This window comes from Streptomyces sp. NPDC014861 (assembly GCF_043081625.1).
Lineage (GTDB): Bacteria > Actinomycetota > Actinomycetes > Streptomycetales > Streptomycetaceae > Streptomyces.
On record NZ_JBIBWV010000006.1, the window covers coordinates 397,966 to 420,885 of the forward strand.

Here is a 22,920-nt window from a genome sequence, read left to right on the forward strand (position 1 = left end):
CGGGGGGGGGGGGGGGCCGGGCGGGCCCCCCCCCCGGGCCCCCCCCCCGGCCCCCCCCCCCCCCCCGGGGGCCCCCCCCCCCGGGGGGGGGGGCCCCCGGGGGGGGGGGCCCCGCCCCCCCGGCGCCGGTCGTCCTGCCGCCGGGTCAGCTCACGCCGTCCCAGCGGTAGACCGAGTACACGTCCATGCACTTCGCCTTGTCGTTCGCGCCGTCCGGCACGTCGCCGGCCTTCCGCTCGGGCACCTTGTAGGCGGAGCCCTCGCGCCAGTCCGCGCCGACGACGAGGGTGATGTTCCCGATGGTGCCGTCCGCGCGGACGGTGGAGGAGGGCAGGCCGAGGGCCTTCGCCACGGACTCGGCGTCCGCGCGGCCCTGGTCGCCGGCCGCCTTCGGGTAGGCGACGACCGTGCCCTTGCTGGGCTTGGCCTCCTTCGAGGTGTCGGCCTGGGTGAAGCCCTTGCCGGTCAGCGCGTCCTTGATGTCCCCGGCCCGGCCCTCGACGGCGGGCAGGTCGTTGCCCTCGGTCCCGTTGACGACGGTGACGGCGAGGGAGGCGGGCGCGGCGGCGGTCGGCTTCGGCTTGGCGTCGGCCGGCTTGGCGGTCGGCTTCGCGGGAGCCTTGTCGCCGTTCTTGTCCATGGCGACGTCGTTGCGGAGCAGATCCCAGATCTTCTCGGCGTCCGCGGGCCTCGGCTGGAGCCACGCCTCCGGGTTCTGCGCGTAGGGGTCGGTCGGGATGGTGATCGTCGACAGCCGGTCGACCTTCACGTTCTTGAGCTGCATGCCGAGGTCGAAGAGCTTGGCCACAGTGTCGAGCCCGTCGGAGACCTGGAGCGCCTTGGTGCCGGTCTCCGCCAGGCCCATCAGCCGGCCGGTGTCGGTCCAGGCGTTCTGCTGCTGGAGCTTCTTCAGCATGCCGTTGAGGTACATGTGCTGGGCCTTGGCGCGGTTCTGGTCGCTGCCGAAGGCGTGCCGGGTGCGCAGCCACTGGAGGGCCTGCTCGCCCTTGACCTCGGTGGTGCCCTCCTTCAGCTTGAGACCGGAGCCGCCCTTGACCTGGGCGGTCGACCTGTCGTGCACGCCGGTGGTGACGCAGACGGGGACGCCGCCGACCTCGTCGGCCATCGCCACCACGCCCGCGAAGTCGACCATCATCCAGTGGTCGACGTAGACGCCGGTGAGCTTCTCCCAGGTGGTGAGCGTGCACCCCGGACCGCCGCGCGCGAGCGTGGAGTTGATGGGCTGGGTCGTGGTGGCCGGGAAGGTCTCCTTGCCGTCCTCGCTCTTGCACTCGGGTATCGGGACCACGGTGTCGCGGGGGATCGATATCAGCGAGGCGTTCTGCCGGTCGGCGGAGACGTGCAGCAGCATCTGCACATCGGCCCGGGGCTTGTCGTCCCGCAGGTCCTTGCCGCCGCCCAGCGCCACGTTCGCGTCGGACGACCGGCTGTCCGAGCCGATCAGCAGGATGTTCAGCGGGGTGTCGCCCAGCGCGTTCGGCGCGGCCTTCTTCACGCCGCTGTCGCCGCCCGCGCGGCCACCGCTGCGGATGTTGCCGTTCAGGTGCTCGTAGTACGCCCAGCCGGCGCCGGCCGTCCCGAGGACCAGGACCGCCACGCCGATCGCCGACCAGCGCAGCACCTTCCGCTTGCCGGCCTTCTTGGCCTGCTTGCGGGCCGCCGCGCGGCCGCCGGCCGTGCCGGCGCCCTCGGTGTCCGCCGTGCCGCGCCTGCGGGCGGCCCGGCCGCCCGGTGCGGCGGGTGCCTCCGGCCCCCCGGCCGGCTCCTGCTCCCCGCCCGCACCGGTCGCCTCGGCGGCGCCGTGCGGTTCGTCGTCCCAGCCGTCTCGGGCGTGCGGAACGCTCGACTGCCGCGTCCCCTCCCGTCGCACGCTTTTCTGTCCCACCCCAGGTCCCCTCATCGTCAAGGGCGCGCCACGACCCGCTGTGCCCGGGTCACTGGGCGCACACCTTCTTGTCCGCTTCCAGCTGACCGACGTCCGGCGCCTTCGTCGGAGCGGTCATGGGCACCCCCGCGCCCTTGAAGTCGGCACCGAGGACGAGCGTCATGGGCTCGCGCTCCCCGGCGGCCGTGGTGCCCTGCTTGAGGGCGGAGGCCGGCAGACCCATCATCGCGGCGAGCGCGCGGGCCTGGTCGGCCTGGTTCGGTGCGTAGCTGAGCGTGGTCTTCGCCGCCTTCTCGGGGGCGTTGCTCTTGTTGGACGAGCGAAGCACGCCCTGCTCGTTCTGGAGCCAGAGGATGGTCGACTGGGCCGCGCCCTGGATGCCGCTGCCGTTGAAGACGTCGACGCGGACCTCGGCGGCCGGGGCCTTCGGGCCCTGGAGGAGCTTCGCCTGTGCCTGGCTCTTCGCCTTCTTGGCGTCGGCCTCCTTCTTCTTCACCTCGGTGAAGGAGACGTCCTGCTCGATCATGCTGAAGACCTGCGGGGCCTTCACCGAGTTCAGGACGACCGTGGCGCGCGCGTTGGGCGGCTCGTCCGGGTTGTCGACCACGGGCACGGTCAGGAAGGTGATGTTCTTCAGGTCGACCTTGGCGATCTCCTTCGCCAGGGAGACGAGCTTCGTCGCGTCGCCGATCCCCTGGTCGACGGTGAGCGACTCGGTCGCCGCGGTGGCCACGTCCAGCAGCCGCGTCGGGCTGTCGAGGGTGTCCTCCTTGAGCTGGCGCATCATCGAGGCGAGGAACTGCTTCTGCTGCTCGATGCGGTCGAGGTCGCTCTCGTTGCCGAGGCCGTGCCGGTTCCGCAGGAAGGCCAGGGCCTGCTCGCCCTCGACGCGGTGCTCGCCGGCGGGGAGGTTGAGCTTCGAGTAGTTCTTGTCGTGGATCGGCTTGGCGAGGCAGACCTTGACGCCGCCGACGGCCGTGGAGAGCTTCTTGACAGCGTTGAAGTCGACCATCATGAAGTGGTTGATCGGCAGGCCGGACATCTTGGTGACGGTCCGCATGGTGCAGCCGGGGTCGCGGCCGTTGACGCCGAAGGACTCGTTGAACTTGGTGGTGCCGACCGAGCCCGGGATGACCTTGGTGGCCCCGTCGACCGTCGTCGGGCAGTCCGGGATCTCGATCTTGAGGTCGCGCGGGATGCTCATCGCCGTGGCGTTGGTGCGGTCCTCGGAGACGTGGATGAGGAAGGTCGTGTCGGCGTGGCCGGTGACGTTGGATTTGTTGCCGTAGCTCTCGTTGCCCTCGCCGGTGCGGACGTCGTTGCCGATGATGAGGATGTTGAGCGGCCCCTTCATCCCCTCCGTCTTCACGGCGGCGGTGCCGACGTCCACGACGTCGATGTTGCCGTTGAGCTTGCTGTAGATCGCGTACGCGCCGACGGCGCCGCCCACGAGGACGAAGGCCATCGTGCCGCCGGTCCACAGCAGGACCTTCTTCTTGCGGCCGGCGCCCTGCTTGCGCTTGCGCCGCCGCTGCGGCGGGATCCGTCCGCCGCCGCTCCCGCCGCCGGTCGTGCCGGGCTCGGTCTCCGGTTCGGCCGTGCGGCGGCGCCGCTGGCCGGGAACGGGAGTTTCCGCCGGGGCGGTTGGCCGGGCCGCGGAGCGGGTACCGGAACCGGAGGCGCCGGCACCGGAGTGGGAGCCGTCACGCGGCGGCTGCCCAGCGGAGTGGTCCAGTCGCAGTTCGTAGTTGCCGGTCTGCGGGTTGAGCACCCACTGGTCGGCGGGGTCGATCTCGTCCGCCCGTCCACGGCTGTGCGCGTCCACGGTTCCTGTCCTCCGTCGGTGCCACGCGGGGCGCCTCCCCCTGAGGGCGCCACTCGGTCGTTCGATCCTTGGCTGAGTGCGACCACGCGGTCGGGTGCACCGGATCGCGTCACACTATCCGCCCAGTTCAGCGCGGGGCGACGCCAGTGACAAATTCCACGCCCCTTACAACTGGGCAATCCACCCAAACCACATCGCCCCCTTCCCCCCCTTGGGTCCTCCTTTACCCAACGATCACCCAGCCGCTAGGAGCACACCCCCTCCGCGGCGTTCCGCCCGGTGAAGGTGGGTGTCGACGTCGGCACGGGCGACTCCGCGTCGTCCGGCTTCCCGTCGGAGGATGCGCGGGAACCCTCTTCCGGTTCCGCTTTCCGCACCACGACCGGTCTGTCCTCACGGAGTTGACGGAAGAGGTCACTCGCGGCGGGCTGTACCAGTTCGTCCCTGTTCGCGTTGTATGTGTACGGACGACGAGGCACCGTCAGGAACTGCACCTTCTCCGTCGGGATCGCCCGCATCGTCCGCGCCAGGTCGTACAGGTCGCGCAGCGAGTCGAGCCCCGGGTCGGTCGTGAGCGACTTCGTGGCCGCGTCGAGCACCGGGTACAGCCTCGTCGGGTTCAGCAGCACCCCGTCGCTCTGCACCTTGTTGACCAGCGCGCCCAGGAACATCTGCTGCCGGTCCATCCGTTCGGTGTCGCTGCCGTTCCCCAGCGACTTGCGGGCCCGTACGAAGCCCAGCGCCTGCTCCCCGTCGAGCGTCTGGCGCCCCGCCGGCAGCTTCAGCTTGGCGTCGCTGTCGTTCACCGGCTCCTTGAGGCAGACCTCGACGCCGTCCACCGCGTCCACCATCTTCTTGAAGCCCCGGAAGTCGATCACCATGTGGTGGTCGACCCGGATCCCGGTCAGCTTCTCGACGGTACGGATCGTGCACGCCGTCCCGCCCCACTCGAAGGCCCAGTTGAACTGCGCCTTCTGCTCCCGTGTCCGGCCCCCCTCGGTCCTGGCGCAGCTCGGGATCGTCACCATCAGGTCGCGGGGGATCGACACGGCCGTCGCGCTCGACTCGTCGGCCGCCAGGTGCAGCAGGATCACGGTGTCCGACCGCTGGGTGCCCTTGTCCCGCCCGTACTCGCGGTTCCCCGCGCCGGAGCGGGTGTCCGAGCCGATGAGGAGGATGTTCTGCGCGGCCGTCACGCCGGCGGCGGGGCGCTCCTTCTCGTACCGCCGCAGTTCGTCGGCGGCGGTGGTGTCCGTGGTGATGTTGTCGTCGAGCTTCCGGTAGAACCACCATCCGGTGCCGGCCGCACCGAGCAGCACCACGGAGACCCCGAGCGCGGTCCACCGCAGCCAGTGCCGGCGCGGCCGGGAAGCCCCCTCGCGACCGTCGCCCCCGGAGGCCTCGCCCTCGGGACCGCCGTCCTCGGGACCGCCGTCCCCGGAGGTGTCGTCCCCGGGGCCCTCGTCCCCGGCGGGCTTCTCGGTGGAGGCCTTCTCGGCGGAGGGGGCGTTGCCGTCGTCCGGGGTCGGTTCCGGCGTCGGTTCCGGGTCCGGTTCGGCGGGTGTGCCCGCGCGGTCCGTCACGTCGTCGTCCGTCCTTCGAGGCGTCTCGGGCGCGTCGGGCGCCCGGCGTTCGCACAAGGAGGACGGCCGGACCCGACGCGGGGTTGTACGGAGGAGACGACTCCCCCCGGGCCGATCATGTACCGCACCGGCCCCGGGGTCGCGGGTACGCGGCGCGTCGATCGGCCGAACGGGTGCACCGGACGCACCGGACGCGCCGGGAGACCGCGTCCCCCGGCGCCCGGGGACCTCAGAGCGCCGTGGCCGTGACCCGCTCGCTCTCGATGCGCTTCTCCAGCGCCTCCGGCGCCAGCCCGGCCGTGTTCCGGCACAGCACCACGGAGCCGCCGGCGGCCAGCGGCGCGTACAGCCCGGCCGACAGCCCCTCCCAGCCCTCGTACGGCAGCCCGGAGAGCAGCCGGGAGCCGGGGCCGAGCCCCAGCCGCACGGCGTCCAGCCGCGCCTGCTCGACGAGCTGGGCGCCACTGCGGTCCGTACCGTCGACGACGAGCGCGGGCGCGTCCGCGTCGACCGGGACGAACGGGGCGAAGCGGTCGCCCTGGCCCGGTACCTCGACCGCGTAGTCCGCGTAGCCGGCGGGCGCGGCCGGGAAGCGGCGCCCCAGCGGCGCCAGGGAGAGCGCGATCCGCTCCCCGGAACAGGCCAGGCCCGCCTCCAGCGCCTCGGGTCCCGCCACCACGAGGTCCGCGTCGGCCGGGTCGCCGCCCAGCTCGGCCGTCACCCCGACCGAGGAGCAGGCGAGCAGCCAGACGGCGGTCTGCCAGTGCGCGGGCAGCAGCAGCGCGAGCCGGTCGCCGGGCTCGGCGGACAGCTCGCCCTGGAGGAGGTTCGCCGTCTTCGCCACCCAATTGGCGAAGGTGGCGACGGACAATTCCACCCGTTCACCGGTGGCGTCGTCGTAGTAGGTGACCAGAGGGCGGGCGGGGTCCGCGGCGAGCGCGGATCGCAGCAGGTCGGCGGGGGTGCGGTCGCTGGCGTTCACGCCGCACAGGGTACGCGGGCCCGCGCACCGCCCTGGGCCGTTCCGGTGACGGCGTCCTCCGGTCGGCCTGACGCGCCGTCCGTCTCCCGGCGCGCGCCCCGCCCGCCCGCTGCCCACGATCGGCCCATGCGTGCCTCACTCGCCTCCTCGATCGCCGTCGCCTGCGCGACCGCGCTCGCCCTGCCGGTCACCCTCGCCGCCCCCGCGACGGCCACCGCGCGCCCGGCGGCGGCCGCCTTGCCACCGACTCAGGACGAGCTGCCGGGCTCCACCCAGTCGCTGCCGCTCCGTCCGCTGGGCGCCTCCGTCCGCTCCTTCGGTTCCGATCCGGGCGCCGCGCCCGAGCAGGGCCTGACCCGACGGGACGTCAGACCCTTCTCCCTCGTCGGCGTGGTCTGGAACGACCCGGCCGCCGTGCTCCACGGCACCGTCCAGGTCCGCACCCGCTCCGCCGCGGACGGCGCCTGGTCGGAGTGGCAGGACGTCGAGACCCACAACGACCAGCACGGCGCCGACCCCGGGACCGCCGAAGGCGCCTCCGGAACCCTCCGCGGCTCCACCGCCCCGCTCTGGGTGGGCGACTCGGACGGCGTCGAGATCCGCGTACTCGCCGAACCGGCCGGACCAGGGGCGGAGCGGGCGACCGTCCGGCTGCCCGCCGGACTCCGCCTCGAACTGATCGACCCGGGCGAGGAGCCGGCCGCCCCGGCCCCCGGCCCTCGGCCCGCCCCGGCCCCCGGCACCCGGGCGATGGCCCCGCCGGCCGTCCTCACCGCGGCGGAGGCCGCCGCGAGCGGCGTGAACACCCCGCTGGCCCCGTACGGCTCGACCGTGATCCCCGACACCCTCCCCGCGGCCGGGCTCGACACCGTCCAGGGCGCACCGATCCAGAAGGAGATCGTCCGCAAGGAGATCGCCCAGGAGGCGGAGGTCCAGAAGGCCCGGGAGGCGGCCGCGCAGGAGGCGGCCGCCCAGGCCGCGAAGGCGCCCTACATCGGCCCCCGCCCCGCGATCATCACCCGCAAGGGCTGGGGCGCCGACGAGTCGATCCGCGAGAAGAGCTTCGTCTACACCAAGACGATCAAGGCGGCCTTCGTCCACCACAGCGCCACCGGCAACAACTACACCTGCGCCCAGGCGCCCTCCGTCCTGCGCAGTATCTACCGCTACCACGTGAAGAGCAGCGGATGGCGTGACTTCGGCTACAACTTCGCCGTCGACAAGTGCGGAAACATCTACGAAGGCCGGGCCGGCGGAGTGGCCAAGCCGGTCCTCGGCGCGCACACCCTCGGCTTCAACACCAACAGCATGGGCGTCGCCGTCCTCGGCACCTTCACCAGCACCACCCCGCCGGCCGCCGTCGTCACCGCCGTCGCCCGCCTGACGGCCTGGAAACTGGGGCTCCACGCCATCAACCCCAAGGGCACCGTGACCCTCGTCTCCGGCGGCGGCAACCTCTACGCGAAGGGCAAGCAGGTCCGCTTCAACGCCATCGCGGGACACCGTGACGGATTCGCCACGGAGTGTCCCGGAGGCCGTCTCTACGGCAAGCTCGGGACCGCGCGCACCTCCTCGGCGAAGTACCAGGGACGGAGCTGATGGGGGCAGGGAGGCAACCATCCGCATAAACTGACCGGTCATATCGCACGGACGACCGAGACGGGCGCGCTGACCGGCCCCGAACAGGAAGCAGAGACGACAAGGTGACAGAAGCGATCCTCCTGGTCGGTGGCAAGGGCACACGGCTGCGACCGCTCACGGTCAACACGCCGAAGCCCATGGTCCCGGCGGCGGGCGTCCCCTTCCTGACGCACCAGCTGGCCCGGGCCAAGGCCGCCGGCGTCGAGCACATCGTGCTCGCCACCTCCTATCTCGCCGAGGTCTTCGAACCGCACTTCGGCGACGGCTCCGACCTCGGCCTGAGCCTGGAGTACGTGACGGAGGAGGAACCCCTGGGCACCGGGGGCGCGATACGCAACGTCGCCTCGCGCCTCCACTCGGGCCCCGACGACCCGGTCCTGATCTTCAACGGGGACATCCTCACCGGACTCGACATCCGCGCCCTGGTGGCCACCCACGCCGACTCCGGCGCGGACGTCTCCCTCCACCTCACCCGCGTCGAGGACCCCCGCGCCTTCGGCCTCGTCCCGACCGACGAGACGGGCCGGGTGACGGCCTTCCTGGAGAAGCCGCAGACCCCGGAGGAGATCGTCACCGACCAGATCAACGCCGGCGCGTACGTCTTCCGCCGCTCGGTGATCGACTCGATCCCCGCCGGCCGCCCGGTCTCCGTCGAGCGCGAGACCTTCCCGGAGCTGCTGGCCTCCGGAGCGCACCTCCAGGGCATGGTGGACTCCACCTACTGGCTGGACCTCGGCACCCCGCAGGCCTTCGTCCGCGGCTCCGCCGACCTGGTCCTCGGCCGCGCCCCGTCCCCGGCCGTCCCCGGCCGCTGCGGCGACCGCCTCGTCCTGCCCTCCGCCCGCGTCGCCCCCGACGCGAAGCTCACGGGCGGCACGGTGGTCGGCGCGGACGCCACGGTCGGCGAGGGCGCCCGGGTGATCGGCTCGACCCTCCTGGCCGGCGCCGTGGTCGAACCCGGCGCGGTGATCACCGACTCCCTCATAGGCGCGGGCGCCCGCATCGGCGCCCGCTCGGTCCTCACGGGCGCGGTCATCGGCGACGGGGCCCACGTGGGCGCCGACAACGAACTCCGCGACGGCATCCGCGTCTGGTGCGACGCGACCCTCCCCGCGGGCACGGTCCGCTTCAGCTCGGACCAGTAGCCGGGACCGGCACCGCCGTTCCGTCGCCCCACGGCGGAACGGCACCCCGCCGGAGCCCCCGCGCCCCCGACGCCTCCGCGCGCCCCGCCCGCGCCCGGCTACGCTCGTAGGCATGGCCGGCCGCTTCGTACCACGACCCACCCGCACCACCACGCGCGGCGGCGACATGGACGGTCCGCGGGGCGGGCCGGAGCGGTCGGACCTCCGCCTCACCCTCGGGCCCCTGCGCAGGGGCCCGTACGACCCCACCTTCCGCGTCACCGGGGACGGCGAGATCTGGCGCGCCACCCGCACCCCCGAGGGCCCCGGCACGCTCCGGGTCCGCGCGACGGACGGCGCGCAGGTCGAGGCCGACACGTACGGTCCCGGCGCGGCCTGGCTCGACGCCCACCTCCCCGCCCTCCTCGGCGCCGAGGACGACCCCGCCGCCTTCGTCCCCCGCCACCGGCTCGTCCTGGCGGCCCACCGCAGCCGCCCCGGCCTCCGCCTCACCCGTACGGGACTGGTCCTGGAGTCCCTGATCCCGACCGTCCTGGAGCAGAAGGTCACCACGACCGAGGCGTACGGCTCCTGGCGCGACCTGGTCCGCCGGTACGGCGAGCCGGCCCCGGGCCCGGCCCCCGAGGGGATGTACGTGATGCCGGACGCCCGCACCTGGGCGAGGATCCCGTCCTGGGAGTGGCACCGGGCGAACGTCGACGACAAGCGCGCCGCCACCATCGTCCGTGCCGCCCGCGTGGCCCCCCGCCTGGAGGAGGCGGCCCGCATGGACCCGCCGGCCGCCCGCGCCCGCCTGGAGCTGATCCCCGGCATCGGCCCGTGGACCTCCGCCGAGACCGTCCAGCGCAGCAACGGCGCCCCCGACGAGGTCACCACCGGTGACCTGCACCTGCCCGGCATCATCGGCTGGGCCCTGGCGCGCGACCGCACGGCCGACGACGCGGCCATGCTGGAGCTCCTGGCCCCCTACGCCGGCCAGCGCCACCGGGCGGCCCGCCTCATCCTGCTCAGCGGCCACACCCCGCCCCGGCGCGCCCCCCGCTTCGCCCCCAACGACATCACCCGCATCTGAGCCGGGACGCCGGACGGCGGCGGGGTCAGCGCACCTCGACGAACTCCGCGGCGACCCGCCCCGGCCGGTCCTTCGGCGGGGCGGCGGGCCGCCCGACGGCGACCGCGCCCATGGGGTCCCAGTGCTCCGGCAGCTCCAGCACCTCCCGTACGACGTCCCGGCAGAACATCGTCGAGGAGACCCAGGCGGAGCCGAGCCGCTCGGCGGCCAGCGCGACGAGGAAGTTCTGCACGCCCGCGCCCGCCGCGACGACGAACATCTCGCGTTCGGCGGCGTCGCGGCGCGGGTCGCCGTAGTGGTGGGAGCCGTCCATGACGAGGCAGGGGACGGCGAGGTAGGGCGCGTTCCGCAGGACGTCCCCGCGCCGCACCCGCTTCGCGACGGACTCCTCGGACTTCCCGTCCCGCCGCAGGTCCGCGATCCACGCGTCCCGCATCGCGTCGAGCAGCCGCAGCCGCGTCCCGGGGGACTCCAGGAGGACGAACCGCCACGGGGTGGTGTGGTGCGGGGCGGGTGCCGTGACGGCCGCGGCGACCGCGCGCCGCACCGCTCCGGGGTCGACGGGGTCGTCGGTGAACTCCCGTACGGTCCGCCGCAGCGTCACCGCCTCCCGCACGGCCTCCGAGGTGCCCAGCCGGAACATGTCGTCGGCGGCGGTCCGCACGAGCGCCCGGGCGCCCGGCTCGCCGTCGCCGCCGACCACGTGCGGCAGCCCGCGCACGACCGCGACGGGCACCCCGGTGGCCTTGCCCTTCACGAGGTCGCCCGCCGCGGCGAGTTCGTCGGCGGTGGCGACGACGGTGACGTTCAGCTCGTTGCCGTGGGAGTCGGTGACGCCCCGCAGGTCGTCCAGGACCCGCACCCCGGCCGCGCCGATCGCCACGTCGGTGAGCCCGGAGCGCCAGGGCCGCCCGAAGGTGTCGGTGAGGACGACGCCGACGTCGACGCCGAGCGCCTCGCGCAGCCCGGTCCTGATCCGCAGCGCCGACCCGTCGGGGTCCTCCGGCAGCAGGAGCACCGTCCCGGCGGCCGTGTTGGAGGCGTCGACGCCGGCCGCGGCCATGACGAGCCCCTGCCGGTTCTCGACGATCCGCAGGGTGCCGCGCCGCGCCACCACCCGTACCGTCTCGGCGTCGATGGCCTCCTCGCGGTCGTCGGCGGCGACGATCCGGCCCTCCGCCTTGCTCACGATCTTGGAGGTGACCAGCAGGACGTCGCCGTCCTCCAGGCCGGGGGAGGCGGCGGCGATCAGCTCGGCGAGGTCGTCACCGGGCGCCACCTCGGGCAGCCCGGTCACCCCCCACACCCGGTACGAGGGCGCGTGCGCCGCGGGATCCGCCGTCACCGGCGGACCTCCTCGGCCAGCGCGAGCGCCGCCCGCGCCATCTCGGCGGTGGCGTCCGTGTCGGTCATCATCAGCGGCACGGCCCGGCAGGCGATGCCCGCCGCCTCGACGTCGGCGACGGACCCGGCGTCCACGGTGTCCACCAGCCAGCCGTCGACGAGCCCGGAGCCGTAGTGGCGGGCCACGGCCGCCGCCGTCGACTCGACGCCGACCGCGGCGAGCACCTTGTCGGCCATCCCGCGCACGGGGGCGTCCCCGACGATGGGGGAGAGGCCGACGACCGGCGCGGGCGCGGCGGCGACCGCCTCGCGGATGCCGGGCACGGCGAGGATGGTGCCGACGCTGACGACCGGGTTGGACGGCGGGAAGAGGATGACGTCGGCCCCGGCGATCGCCTCCAGGACGCCCGGCGCCGGCGTGGCCGCCTCCGCGCCGACGGCCACGACGGCCTTGGCGTCGACGGAGGCGCGCAGCTTCACCCAGTACTCCTGGAAGTGCACGGCCCGCTGCTCGCCGTCGACCTCGATCGCCACGTGCGTCTCGACGCGGTCGTCGGACATCGGCAGCAGCCGCACGCCCGGCTGCCAGCGGGCGCAGAGCGCCTCGGTGACGGCGCTCAGCGGGTAGCCGGCGCCGAGCATCTGGGTGCGGACGATGTGGGTGGCGAAGTCCCGGTCGCCGAGGCCGAACCACTCGGGTCCGACCCCGTAGGCGGCCAGTTCCTCCTTGACGGCGAAGGTCTCGCCCTCGCGGCCCCAGCCCTGCTCCTCGTGGATGCCACCGCCGAGGGTGTACATCACGGTGTCCAGGTCGGGGCAGACCTTCAGCCCGAAGAGATGGATGTCGTCACCGGTGTTGCCGACGACCGTGATCTCCGCGTCCGGGACGGCCTGCTTGAGGCCGCGAAGGAAACGGGCACCACCGATGCCACCGGCCAGAACCACAATGCGCATGCGGAGCAGTCTGTCAGGCGGTGACGGCTTCCCGGGCGGCCGGGGCGGCCGGGGCCGCGCACCGGCCCTGGTACGACTCGTGCATCGGCATCTCGGTGAGGCCGGGGAAGTAGACGTGGAGGCTGACGACCGGCTCCAGCGAGTCGTTGACGACCTCGTGGACGTAGCCGGGCGCGAAGATCCGCTGCGTGCCGGGCCGCAGCACGCGCACCCCGCGGTCGGTGCGCTCCGTCAACTCGCCCTGGAGGACGGTGAGGACGCCCGAGGAGCGCCCGTGGTCGTGGAGACCGCTGCCCTGGCCGGGCACCCAGGAGAGCAGCCACACCTCGTAGCCGGGCCCGGTGCGGAGGCGGTGGTACCAGCGGGTGGTGGCGTCGTACTCGACGTGGGGGGCCCAGCGGGAGCGGTCGGCGGCGATCTCGCGGGCGAGGCCGGCGAACTCGGCGACGGTGACGGGGTGCTCGCGCTCGGGCTGGAGCAGGTGCGGGACCTCCATGAGGTCGCCGGCGATCTGAAGGTCGCTGTCCATGTTCATGGGCGGGGTGGTTCCTCAGCAGAAACGAAGAGCGGTGGGGGGTCACGGCACAGGGGACGTACGGGTGAACCGGGTGACGCAGGGTGACGCTGGGGGAAGACGCTGGAGCTCGGTGGCATCAACAGCTGGAACAGCAACAGCAGCAGCGGGCCTGGACAGCGCGGCGGTACCCACGGGCGTGGGTCGCGGAGGGCGCTGCGGTCGCTGGCATGCCACCAAAGTGGCCGGAGGGGCACCCGACTGTCAACTCAATGCCCGATTTGGGGGTAATGTTTCACCTCATCCGGTTACCGTGTCGGGAGAAAGGTTTGTTCAGCCCCGGACCAGGCAATACGGCGCAGCAGTCGTGCGCGTGCACATGGCCGGCGGCCGGACCGTTCGTGATCGGACTGTGATCCGGATCGCTTCCATGGCTGGATCGCAACAAGATCCAAGTCTCGTACGTCCTTCTGGACGGAGGCACGACACCGCGGGAACGGCCGGTGGCATGTGTCAGGTTTTTGGTGATTTGAACACTTTCCGCATAGGCTTGGTTCCGCAGAGTGAATACGGGGCCCAATAGCAGATCTCGGCTTGACTCGCACAGAGCACGAACTTGTAATTTCACTCGTGTCGTTCGGCCGTTTCGATCACGGCCACACCACGGGACGCACAGACGGACGAGGGGCGCAGATGACCGAGTTGTTCCAGGAACTGCTGGTCGAGGACGCGGACGAGGAACTCGGCTGGCAGGAGCGCGCGCTGTGCGCCCAGACCGACCCCGAGTCCTTCTTCCCCGAGAAGGGCGGCTCGACCCGCGAGGCCAAGAAGGTTTGCCTCGCCTGCGAAGTCCGCTCCGAATGCCTGGAGTACGCGCTCCAGAACGACGAGCGCTTCGGCATCTGGGGCGGTCTCTCCGAACGCGAACGCCGCCGCCTGAAGAAGGCCGCCGTCTGAACCGGCCCGTCCGAAAACCACCCCACGGTCCGTCCCTGTGCCCGGCACAGGAGGCGGACCGTTCCTCGTCCCGGGACGCCCGTCCCGCCCGGCGATCAGGAGGCCGGGCACCCCCGCCCCCGAAGGCCGCCCCCGGCCCCTCCGGGGACCCGCCCCCGCTCCCCGTACTCCCGCCCCGGAGCCGATTCGCGCTCCCCGCACCCCCGCCCCGGGGAGCCGTGCCCACCCCTCGCACGCCCGCCCAGGGACCCGCACAGCCGAGCCCCCGCACCCGCAACCACTAGTGTGGGCCTCCGTCCGAGACGCTCCCCCCGCCCCACCGCGGGCGACCCCGGCCGGAGGGCCCGTACCTCGATGTCCTCAACTCCTGAGTTCCCCAGGCACGTCGTCACCGCCGTGCTCGTCACCCACGACGGAGCCCGCTGGCTGCCCGACGCGCTCTCCGGGCTGCTCGCCCAGGAGCGCCCGGTGCAGACCGTCGTCGCCGCCGACACCGGCAGCGCCGACGACTCCGCGCAGCTCGTCGCCGACGCCATCGGCGCCGACCGCGTCCTGCACCTCGCACGCCGCACCGGCTTCGGCGCCGCCGTCGACGAGGCCGTCCGCACCGCCCCCGTGCTCGGACCCGAGGACCTGCCCTACCTCAAGCGCCCCAGCGGCTGGGACCCCGTCAGCCGCACCTGGAACGACGAGGCGTACGACCTCCCCGAACTCCCGCACGGCGAGCCGGTCCAGTGGCTCTGGCTGCTCCACGACGACTGCGCCCCCGAGCCCGGCGCCCTCGCCGAACTCCTGCGCGTCGCCGACTCCGACGCGTACGCCGCCGTCATCGGCCCCAAGCTGCGCGGCTGGTACGACAGGAAGCAACTCCTCGAAGCCGGCGTCACCATCGCCCGCAGCGGCCGCCGCTGGACCGGCCTCGACCGGCGCGAGCAGGACCAGGGCCAGCACGACCAGATCCGCCCCGTCCTCTCCGTCTCCACCGCCGGCATGCTCATCCGCCGGGACGTCTTCGAGGAGCTCGGCGGCTTCGACCGCCGCCTGCCCCTCATGCGCGACGACGTCGACCTCTGCTGGCGCGCCCACTCCGCCGGCCACCGCGTCCTCATCGCCCCCGACGCCGTCCTCCGGCACGCCGAGGCCTCCGCCCGCGAGCGCCGCTCCGTCGACTGCGCCGGCCGCACGGCCGCCAGCCCGCACCGCGTCGACAAGGCCGCCGCCGTCTACACGCTGCTGGCCAACACCTCCGGCCGCGCCCTCCCCTACGTCCTCCTGCGCCTCGTCCTCGGCACGGTCCTGCGCACCCTCGGCCTCCTCGTCGGCAAGGCCCCCGGCCAGGCCGTCGACGAGATCATGGGCCTCCTCGCCACCCTGCTGCGCCCCGAGAAGGTCCTCGCCGCCCGCGGACGGCGCAAGAACCCCGAGGTGCCGCCCGCCGAGCTCCGCCCCCTCTTCCCGCCGCCCGGCGCCACCGTCCGCGCCGCCGCCGAACAGCTCGCCTCCCACTTCGGCGGCGACGAGGCCGACTCCGGCGGCTCCCGCCACGGCACCGTCGAGTCCGGACCCGGCGGCGACGACGCCGACTTCCTGGAGATCGAGCAGTTCGCCCGCCTGAAGAAGATCGCCCGCAAGCCGGGCCCGGTCCTCTTCGCCCTCCTCCTCGTCGTCTCCCTCGTCGCCTGCCGCAACCTCTTCGCCGGCGGCTCCCTCGCCGGCGGCGTCCTGCTGCCCGCCCCCGACACCGTCTCCGAACTGTGGGGCAAGTACGCGGACGCCTGGCACACCCTCGGCACCGGCGGCACCCAGAGCGCCCCGCCCTACCTCGGCATCCTCGCCGCGCTCTCCGCCCTCTTCCTCGGCTCCACCTCGACCGCGCTCACCGTGCTGCTCGTCTGCTCGGTCCCGCTCGCCGGCTTCACCGCCTACTTCGCCGCCCGCGGCCTCGTCGGCTCCCGCCTGCTGCTCGCCTGGGGCGCCGTCACGTACGCCTTCCTGCCCGCCGCCACCGGCGCCCTCGCCACCGGCCGGCTCGGCACCGCGATCCTCGCGATCCTGCTCCCGCTGATCGCCCGCGCCGCCGTCGGCGCCCACGGCTTCAACCGCCCCGACCGCGGCAGCTGGCGCGCCACCTGGGCCTACGCGCTGCTCCTCACCGTCGCCACCGCCTTCACCCCGATCGTGTGGCCGCTCGCCGTCCTCCTCGGCCTCGGCGTCCTCGCCGTCCGCCGCGACGACCTCACCGCGTACGGGCTCCGCTTCCTCGCCGCCGTCGGCACCCCGATCCTCGCGCTGGCCCCCTGGTCGCTCACGCTCCTGACCGACCCCGCCGCCTTCCTCCACGAGGCCGGGATCGACCTGCGCACCGGCACGGCCTCCGCCGTCGACCTGCTCGCGAGCAACCCCGGCGGCCCCGGCACCACCGGCGGTCTCCTCCTCCTCGGCCTGGTCCTCGCCGCGTTCGCCGCCCTCCTCCGCGAGGAGCGCCGCTTCGCCGTCCTCGCCGCCTGGACCGCCGCCCTCGCCGGCCTCCTCCTCGCCGCCCTGAGCAACGGCGCCGACGGCACCGGCTGGGCCGGCCCCGCCACCCTCGTCCTCGGCTCCGCCCTCATCGCCGCCGGCATGCTCGGCGCCGAGGGCGGTCGCACCCGCGTCGCCGCCCACGGCTTCGGCTGGCGCCAGCCCGTCGCCGCCCTCATCGCCCTCGCCTGCGCCCTCGGCCCCGCCGCCGCCGCCGTCGGCTGGATGATCGGCGGCGCCGACGGCCCGCTCAGCCGCCGCGACCCCGTCCAGGTCCCCGCCTTCGTCGCCGAGGAGAGCCGCCAGGCGGACCAGCCCCGCACTCTGGTGCTCTCCGGCAGCTCGCCCGGCGCCGTCGACTACACCCTGGTCCGCGGCTCCGGCGCCCGCCTCGGCGACGCCGAACTGACCGCCACCGCCGAGCCCGACCCCCGCCTCGACTCCGTCGTCGCCAAGCTCGTCGCCGGCTCCGGCGCCGACCAGACGCAGGAACTCAGCGCCTTCGCCATCCGGTACGTGCTCGTCAAGGACGGCTCACCGCGCCAGATGAGCCGCGTCCTCGACACCACCCCCGGCATCTCCCGGCTCAGCCAGCTCGACGGCGCCGCGCTCTGGCGCGTCGACCGCGAGATCGCCCGCGTGATGATCGTCCCGCCCGCCGCCGAACCCGGCGCCGAACAGACCGACGACACCCCCGCCGCCAAGCCGGTCCTCGTCCCCGCCGGCCCCGTCGAGGCCCACGCCGACATCCCGGCCGGCCCCTCCGGCCGCGTACTGCGCGTCGCCGACCGCGCCGACGAGGGCTGGACCGCCACCCTCGACGGCAAGGAGCTCACCCCGACCACCCTCGACGGCTGGGCCCAGGGCTTCCAGCTCCCCACCGAGGGCGGCCGCCTCGACCTCACCCACGACGAGCCGTTCGCGCACACCGTCTGGATCTGGACCCAGCTCGGCCTCGCCGTCCTCCTCGTCGTCCTCGCCCTGCCCGGCCGCCGCCGCGAGATCGACGACGACCTCCCCGAGGAGGAGACGGCCATCCCGGCCCAGGCCGCCGACGGCGACGGCCGCCGCGCCCGCCGCCTGCGCGCCGCCGCCGAGGCCGAGACCGCCGCCGCAGCGGCCGCCTCCGCCGAAGCGCCCGACGCCTGGCCCGACACCCCCGGCACCGAACACCCCGACGCGCCCCCCGCCATCCCCGGCCAGCAGACCGCCGAACCGGACGCGTGGGACACCGCGGGACAGGACCCGGCCTACGCCCAGCAGCAGTACGCCCCGGCGTACGACCAGCAGGGCTACGCCCAGGAGTACGCCGACCCGTACCAGCAGCAGGCGTACACCTACCCCCAGCAGGGCTACGACCAGCCCCAGGGCTACGACCAGGACGGCTATCCCGCCCAGGGCGGCTACCCCCAGCAGGGCTACGACCCTCAGGGCTACGCCCAGCCCCAGGGCTACGAGCAGCCCCCGGCGTACGACCCCGGGCAGACGCCCCAGGGCTACGACCCGCAGAACCCCCAGGGCTACGACCCCCACGCCGGCCACCCCGGCCACGACCAGGGCTACGGATACCCCCAGGGCCACGAGACCGAGCAGCGTCCCGACGGGAGCAGCAACCAGTGAAGCGCACCACCCTCTCCCTGATCGCGGTCGCCACCGCGCTCGCCGCCGTCACCGGCTTCGCCGCCCTGACCGCCCCCGGCGAGCCCACCGCCGCGTCCGCCGCCCCCGCACCCCGGGCGGCCCGCCTCCCCGTCGAGCGCACCAGCCTGCTCTGCCCCGCCCCCAGCGTCTCCGAGATCGCCGAGACCCTCACCACCTCCTACACCCCGCCCGGCACCACGGCCCCCGCCGCCGGCACCGGCGAGGCGCCCAAGCCCACCGCCGTCCTCGGCATCGCCAAGAACCCGAACGCCGCCGGCAAGAAGGGCAAGGCCCCCAAGGCCCCCGCCTCCGTCACCGCCCCCGGCAAGCCCGTCTCCGTCGAGACGGACGGCGCCGTCGGCCACGGACTCGCCGGCACGGCCACCGGCGCCCTCGCCCCCGGCTGGACCGTCCAGCAGACCACCCTCGTCCCGGCCGGCGCCGCCCGCGGCCTGCTCGGCGTCGGCTGCTCCGCCCCCGACACCGACCTCTGGTTCCCGGCCGCCTCCACCGCCGAGGGCCGCGCCGACTACATCCACCTCACCAACCCGGACGACACCCTCGCCGTCGCCGACATCGAGCTGTACGGCCCCGAGGGCGAGCTGAAGACCACCATCCCCGAGGGCGTCCAGATCCCGCCGCGCTCCACCGTCCCCGTCCTCCTCGGCCCCCTCGTCACCGGAGGCGCCCAGGAGAACCTGACGGCCCACGTCACCACCCGCAGCGGCCGCGTCGGCGCCGCCCTCGGCTCCGCCGCCGACGGCGTGGGCAGCGACTGGCTCTCCGCCTCCGCCGACCCGGCGGCCCGCGCCCTCCTCCCCGGCATCCCCGCCGACGCCACCGGCGTCCGCCTCGTCGCCTTCGCCCCCGGCGAATCCGACGCCGACCTGAAGATCCAGCTGGTCACCCCCAACGGCACGATCGTCCCCGCCGCCGCCGAGTCACTGCACGTCAAAGCCGGTATGACCGCCTTCGTCGACCTCCCGGACCTCACCCGGGGAAGCGCCGCCTCCCTGCTGCTCACCCCGACCGACCCCAAGAAGCAGGTCCCGGTCGTGGCCGCGCTCAAGATCGTCCGCGGCAAGGGCACGGACACGGAGATGGCCTTCATCCCCGCCGCCGCCCCCGTCACCGCCCGCGCCACCGTCGCCGACAACCGGGCCAAGGGCACCGCCCTCACCCTCACCGCCCCCGAGGGCGCCGCCCAGGTGAAGGTCACCGCCTCGGCCGGCACCCAGGGCGGCACCCCCGCCACCCGCACGGTCTCGCTGAAGGCGGGCACCACGACGGTCCTCACCGACCTCGCCCCCAAGGGCGTCAAGGGCTCCTACGCGCTGACCGTCGAACCGGTCGCGGGCGGCGGACCGGTCCACGCGGCGCGGATGCTCACCGTCACCGAGGACGGCGTCCCGATGTTCACCGTCCAGACCCTGGTGGACGACCGCGGCACCGTCCAGGTCCCCACCGCCCGCCAGGACCTCAAGGTCCTCGACGACTGACGCCCGGGCACGCAGGACGCGCGGCCGCCCGTACGGGGCCCGGTCCCGCGCCCTCCCGGCACGAGCCCGACCCTGCGCCGCCGGCCAGGGTCCCGGGACCCTCGCCGGTAAGGCCACGGTCCTGGCTCCCGCTCCGGCACGGGCACGCTCCCGCGCCCTCGCCGGCAGGGGCATGCTCCCGCCCTCCTCGCCGGCGGGCACGCCCCGCGCCCCCGCCGCTACGGGCTCAGTCCTGCCCGTACCGGGGATCGACGGACTCGGGGGAGAGGCCGAGCAGCTCGGCCACCTGCTCCACCACGACCTCGTGCACCAGCACCGCCCGCTCGTCCCGCGACTTGGAGCGGATCTCGACCGGCCGCCGGTAGACGACCACCTTCGCGGGCTCCCGCTTCTCCGCCGGCACGGAACCGCCCAGCGGCACCGTCTCGCCGGACACCACCGGAGGCACCTCCATGATCATGAACTCGACGTCCTGGAGCTGCGGCCAGCGCCGCTCCAGCCGCTCCACCGAGTCCAGGACCAGATCGCGGAAGGTGTCGGCCCGGCTCACCGACAGCGGGACCTGCGGCGGCGCGACCGGCCCCCGCATCCCGCGGCCGTGCCGGTCGCGGCGGCGGACCCGCGGCTCGGCCGGCGGCTCCCCGGAGCTCTGCGGGGGGCCCGGCGGCCCGGGCGGCACAGGAGTGTCCATCACTGACGCAGCGTAACTCTCCTGGGTCACTCCGCACGGTGGCACGGACCCGCCGATCGGCGCGCCCCACCCCGCCCCCACGCCCTCCCCACCCCCACCCCCTGTCGAAACGTGAACATTCCGGCAGCCCCGAGGAACGATTCGGCACCCGCCCGCGATCGGCCATCCGGCCGCCCCTGACCGGATTCCTCCATCAAGCTGTCCGGAACGCCCCCCGTGCCACCCCCCGTGCGCCCCCTTCGCCGCAGGTCAGAACGGGCGCCACTCGAACGGGGGTGTCGGACGTCACACCACGACACGGTGGAGTGACCTGGGGGAGAGTCGTCGCGGCCCGCTCAAGAGTGCGGTACCGTCCAACGTCGTGAGCCCTGTACGTCGCTGTTCGCGCACCGCGTGCGGCCGCCCTGCCGTCGCGACACTGACGTACGTCTATGCCGACTCGACCGCGGTCCTCGGCCCGCTCGCCACCTACGCCGAGCCCCACTGCTACGACCTGTGCGCCGAGCACAGCGAACGCCTCACCGCCCCGCGCGGCTGGGAGGTCGTGCGGCTCTCCGACGGATCCGCCCCCGCCCGCCCCAGCGGCGACGACCTCGAAGCCCTGGCCAACGCGGTCCGGGAAGCGGCCCGCCCCCCGGAGCGCGCCACCGACGCCGGCAAGCCCGGCGGACGGAGCGGCGACCCCATGGAGGTCGGCCGCCGCGGACACCTCCGGGTGCTCCGTTCCCCCGACAACTGACCCCGGACCACCCCCGAGGCGGCCACAACAGGCCACCGCCGCGTGTCCCACCCCCCGTCCCGGGTAGTTTGGGCGTTCCGCACACGCGCCGCACACACGCGTGCCGAGAACTCAGGAGGGTGGATCCGTGACTGCCGATCTGTCGCAGATCGTGAAGGCGTACGACGTCCGCGGGGTGGTCCCGGACCAGTGGGACGAGAAGGTCGCCGAACTCTTCGGCGCCGCCTTCGTCCGCGTGACGAACGCCGACGCCGTCGTCGTCGGCCACGACATGCGCCCCTCGTCGCCCGGACTCTCCGACGCCTTCGCGCGCGGAGCGGCCCGCCTCGGCGCCGACGTCACCCTCATCGGGCTCTGCTCCACCGACCAGCTCTACTTCGCCTCCGGCAGCCTCGGCCTGCCCGGCGCCATGTTCACCGCCTCGCACAACCCGGCCCAGTACAACGGCATCAAGATGTGCCGCGCCGGCGCCGCCCCCGTCGGCCAGGACACCGGCCTCGCCGACATCCGCGCCCTCGCCGAGCGCTGGCTGGAGGAAGGCGCCCCCGAGGCCGCCGCCACCCCCGGCACCGTCACCGAGCGGGACACCCTCACCGACTACGCCGCCCACCTCAAGGCGCTCGTCGACCTCACCGCGATCCGCCCCCTCAAGGTCGTCGTCGACGCCGGCAACGGCATGGGCGGCCACACCGTCCCCACCGTCTTCGACGGCCTCCCGCTCGACACCGTCCCCCTGTACTTCGAGCTCGACGGCACCTTCCCCAACCACGAGGCCAACCCCCTCGACCCGAAGAACATCGTCGACCTCCAGGCCCGCGTCCTCGCCGAGGGCGCCGACCTCGGCCTCGCCTTCGACGGCGACGCCGACCGCTGCTTCGTCGTCGACGAGCGGGGCGAGCCCGTCTCCCCCTCCGCCATCACCGCCCTCGTCGCCGCACGCGAACTCGCCAAGCACCCCGGCGGAACGATCATCCACAACCTGATCACCTCCTGGTCCGTCCCCGAGGTCGTCCGCGAGAACGGCGGCACCCCCGTCCGCACCCGCGTCGGCCACTCCTTCATCAAGGAGGAGATGGCCAGGTCCGGCGCCGTCTTCGGCGGCGAGCACTCCGCGCACTACTACTTCAAGGACTTCTGGAACGCCGACACCGGCATGCTCGCCGCCCTCCACGTCCTCGCCGCCCTCGGCGGCCAGGAGGGCCCCCTCTCCGAGCTCGTCGCCTCCTACGACCGCTACACCGGCTCCGGCGAGATCAACTCCACCGTCGCCGACCAGGCCGCCCGCACCGCCGCCGTCAAGGCCGCCTACGGCGACCGGGACGGCATCACCCTCGACGAACTCGACGGCCTCACCGTCGCCTCCGCCGACTGGTGGTTCAACCTCCGCCCGTCCAACACCGAGCCGCTGCTCCGCCTCAACGTCGAGGCCCGCGACGAAGCCACCATGGCCGAGATCCGCGACGAGGTCCTCGCCCTCGTCCGCGCCACCGCCTGACCCCGCCGGACCGCGGGGAGCCGCCGCTCGCCGAGCCGCGACTCCCCGCCCCCGGCGGTAGGCTGACCAGCACCATTCACTTGGTACGAAGGGACACCCCATGCCGCTCGAAGCCGGCCTCCTGGAGATCCTGGCCTGCCCGGCCTGCCACGCTCCGCTGAACGACCGCACGGCGGACGAGACCCCCGAGCTGGTCTGCGCCTCCCCCGACTGCGGCCTCGCCTACCCCGTCCGCGACGCCATCCCCGTCCTCCTGGTCGACGAAGCCCGCCACCCCGCCTGACCCGGCCCCGCGGGCAGCCGCCCCGGGCAGGCGTTCCGAGGCCGGTCAGCGGGCAGGCGGAACGGGCGGGCACAGACCCTCCGGGGCGACGCCCGCCCCCAGCACCCGCGCCGCACGGCACACCGCGCCCGC

The 22,920-nt window shown here is 74.1% G+C and carries 17 protein-coding genes; 9 read left to right on the top strand and 8 right to left on the bottom strand.

Features of this window, described 5'->3' with window-relative positions; all coding sequences use genetic code 11:
- Nucleotides 1–145 precede the first annotated feature (145 nt).
- The 4 genes from ACF1BN_RS16280 to ACF1BN_RS16295 all read right to left on the bottom strand — a co-directional run bounded on the left by ACF1BN_RS16280 (nucleotide 146) and on the right by ACF1BN_RS16295 (nucleotide 6,296).
- Nucleotides 146–1,906, bottom strand: a complete 1,761-nt coding sequence (locus ACF1BN_RS16280; RefSeq protein WP_392332275.1) for an LCP family protein — start codon at nucleotides 1,904–1,906, stop codon at nucleotides 146–148.
- A 49-nt stretch (nucleotides 1,907–1,955) separates the two neighbouring features.
- Nucleotides 1,956–3,731 (bottom strand): LCP family protein, encoded by a 1,776-nt coding sequence (locus ACF1BN_RS16285; protein WP_392332276.1) that lies wholly within the window; start codon nucleotides 3,729–3,731, stop codon nucleotides 1,956–1,958.
- A 245-nt stretch (nucleotides 3,732–3,976) separates the two neighbouring features.
- Entirely contained in the window at nucleotides 3,977–5,314 is a 1,338-nt protein-coding gene (locus ACF1BN_RS16290) for an LCP family protein (protein WP_392332277.1), read from the bottom strand.
- Between the two features lie 229 nt (nucleotides 5,315–5,543).
- The gene (locus ACF1BN_RS16295; protein ID WP_392332278.1) at nucleotides 5,544–6,296 is read right to left on the bottom strand and encodes a TIGR03089 family protein; all 753 of its coding nucleotides are present in this window, start codon (nucleotides 6,294–6,296) and stop codon (nucleotides 5,544–5,546) included.
- Nucleotides 6,297–6,422: 126 nt separating this feature from the next.
- On the opposite strand from ACF1BN_RS16295, the gene ACF1BN_RS16300 reads away from it, so the two are divergent.
- From ACF1BN_RS16300 to ACF1BN_RS16310, 3 genes are all read left to right on the top strand, one after another.
- A complete protein-coding gene (locus ACF1BN_RS16300) occupies nucleotides 6,423–7,895 on the top strand; it encodes a peptidoglycan recognition protein (protein ID WP_392332279.1) in 1,473 nt (490 codons plus the stop codon).
- 104 nt (nucleotides 7,896–7,999) lie between these two features.
- Nucleotides 8,000–9,082, top strand: coding sequence for a sugar phosphate nucleotidyltransferase (locus ACF1BN_RS16305; protein ID WP_392332280.1), 1,083 nt, complete (start codon nucleotides 8,000–8,002; stop codon nucleotides 9,080–9,082).
- A gap of 112 nt (nucleotides 9,083–9,194) precedes the next feature.
- On the top strand, nucleotides 9,195–10,154 hold the full coding sequence (locus ACF1BN_RS16310) for a DNA-3-methyladenine glycosylase family protein (protein WP_392332281.1): 960 nt from the start codon (nucleotides 9,195–9,197) through the stop codon (nucleotides 10,152–10,154).
- Nucleotides 10,155–10,179: 25 nt separating this feature from the next.
- Here the strand turns inward: ACF1BN_RS16310 and ACF1BN_RS16315 are convergent, their stop codons facing one another.
- Genes ACF1BN_RS16315 through ACF1BN_RS16325 form a run of 3 tightly spaced genes read right to left on the bottom strand, consistent with a single transcriptional unit; the run spans nucleotide 10,180 to nucleotide 12,987 of the window.
- Nucleotides 10,180–11,499 carry a coenzyme F420-0:L-glutamate ligase gene (locus tag ACF1BN_RS16315; protein ID WP_392332282.1) on the bottom strand — a complete coding sequence of 440 codons (1,320 nt, stop codon included), beginning with the start codon at nucleotides 11,497–11,499 and terminating at the stop codon, nucleotides 10,180–10,182.
- Nucleotides 11,496–12,452, bottom strand: a complete 957-nt coding sequence (cofD, locus tag ACF1BN_RS16320; protein ID WP_392332283.1) for a 2-phospho-L-lactate transferase — start codon at nucleotides 12,450–12,452, stop codon at nucleotides 11,496–11,498. The genes ACF1BN_RS16315 and cofD overlap by 4 nt, the downstream gene beginning before the upstream one ends.
- Nucleotides 12,453–12,465: 13 nt before the next feature.
- Nucleotides 12,466–12,987, bottom strand: coding sequence for a cysteine dioxygenase (locus tag ACF1BN_RS16325; RefSeq protein ID WP_392332284.1), 522 nt, complete (start codon nucleotides 12,985–12,987; stop codon nucleotides 12,466–12,468).
- Nucleotides 12,988–13,659: 672 nt separating this feature from the next.
- Here ACF1BN_RS16325 and ACF1BN_RS16330 point away from each other — a divergent pair.
- From ACF1BN_RS16330 to ACF1BN_RS16340, 3 genes are all read left to right on the top strand, one after another.
- Nucleotides 13,660–13,923 (top strand): WhiB family transcriptional regulator, encoded by a 264-nt coding sequence (locus ACF1BN_RS16330; RefSeq protein ID WP_015033978.1) that lies wholly within the window; start codon nucleotides 13,660–13,662, stop codon nucleotides 13,921–13,923.
- A 354-nt stretch (nucleotides 13,924–14,277) separates the two neighbouring features.
- The gene (locus ACF1BN_RS16335; protein WP_392332285.1) at nucleotides 14,278–18,060 is read left to right on the top strand and encodes a glycosyltransferase; all 3,783 of its coding nucleotides are present in this window, start codon (nucleotides 14,278–14,280) and stop codon (nucleotides 18,058–18,060) included.
- Nucleotides 18,057–19,580 (top strand): DUF5719 family protein, encoded by a 1,524-nt coding sequence (locus tag ACF1BN_RS16340; protein WP_392332286.1) that lies wholly within the window; start codon nucleotides 18,057–18,059, stop codon nucleotides 19,578–19,580. The genes ACF1BN_RS16335 and ACF1BN_RS16340 overlap by 4 nt, the downstream gene beginning before the upstream one ends.
- A 226-nt stretch (nucleotides 19,581–19,806) precedes the next feature.
- On the opposite strand, the gene ACF1BN_RS16345 is transcribed toward ACF1BN_RS16340, so the two are convergent.
- Entirely contained in the window at nucleotides 19,807–20,271 is a 465-nt protein-coding gene (locus ACF1BN_RS16345; RefSeq protein ID WP_376599317.1) for a metallopeptidase family protein, read from the bottom strand.
- A gap of 310 nt (nucleotides 20,272–20,581) precedes the next feature.
- Between ACF1BN_RS16345 and ACF1BN_RS16350 the strand changes: the two genes are divergently transcribed.
- From ACF1BN_RS16350 to ACF1BN_RS16360, 3 genes are all read left to right on the top strand, one after another.
- Nucleotides 20,582–21,010, top strand: coding sequence for a DUF3499 domain-containing protein (locus tag ACF1BN_RS16350; RefSeq protein WP_392332308.1), 429 nt, complete (start codon nucleotides 20,582–20,584; stop codon nucleotides 21,008–21,010).
- Between the two features lie 127 nt (nucleotides 21,011–21,137).
- Nucleotides 21,138–22,505 (top strand): phosphomannomutase/phosphoglucomutase, encoded by a 1,368-nt coding sequence (locus ACF1BN_RS16355; protein WP_392332287.1) that lies wholly within the window; start codon nucleotides 21,138–21,140, stop codon nucleotides 22,503–22,505.
- Between the two features lie 100 nt (nucleotides 22,506–22,605).
- Nucleotides 22,606–22,788 (top strand): Trm112 family protein, encoded by a 183-nt coding sequence (locus tag ACF1BN_RS16360; RefSeq protein WP_360319567.1) that lies wholly within the window; start codon nucleotides 22,606–22,608, stop codon nucleotides 22,786–22,788.
- Nucleotides 22,789–22,920: the final 132 nt, after the last annotated feature.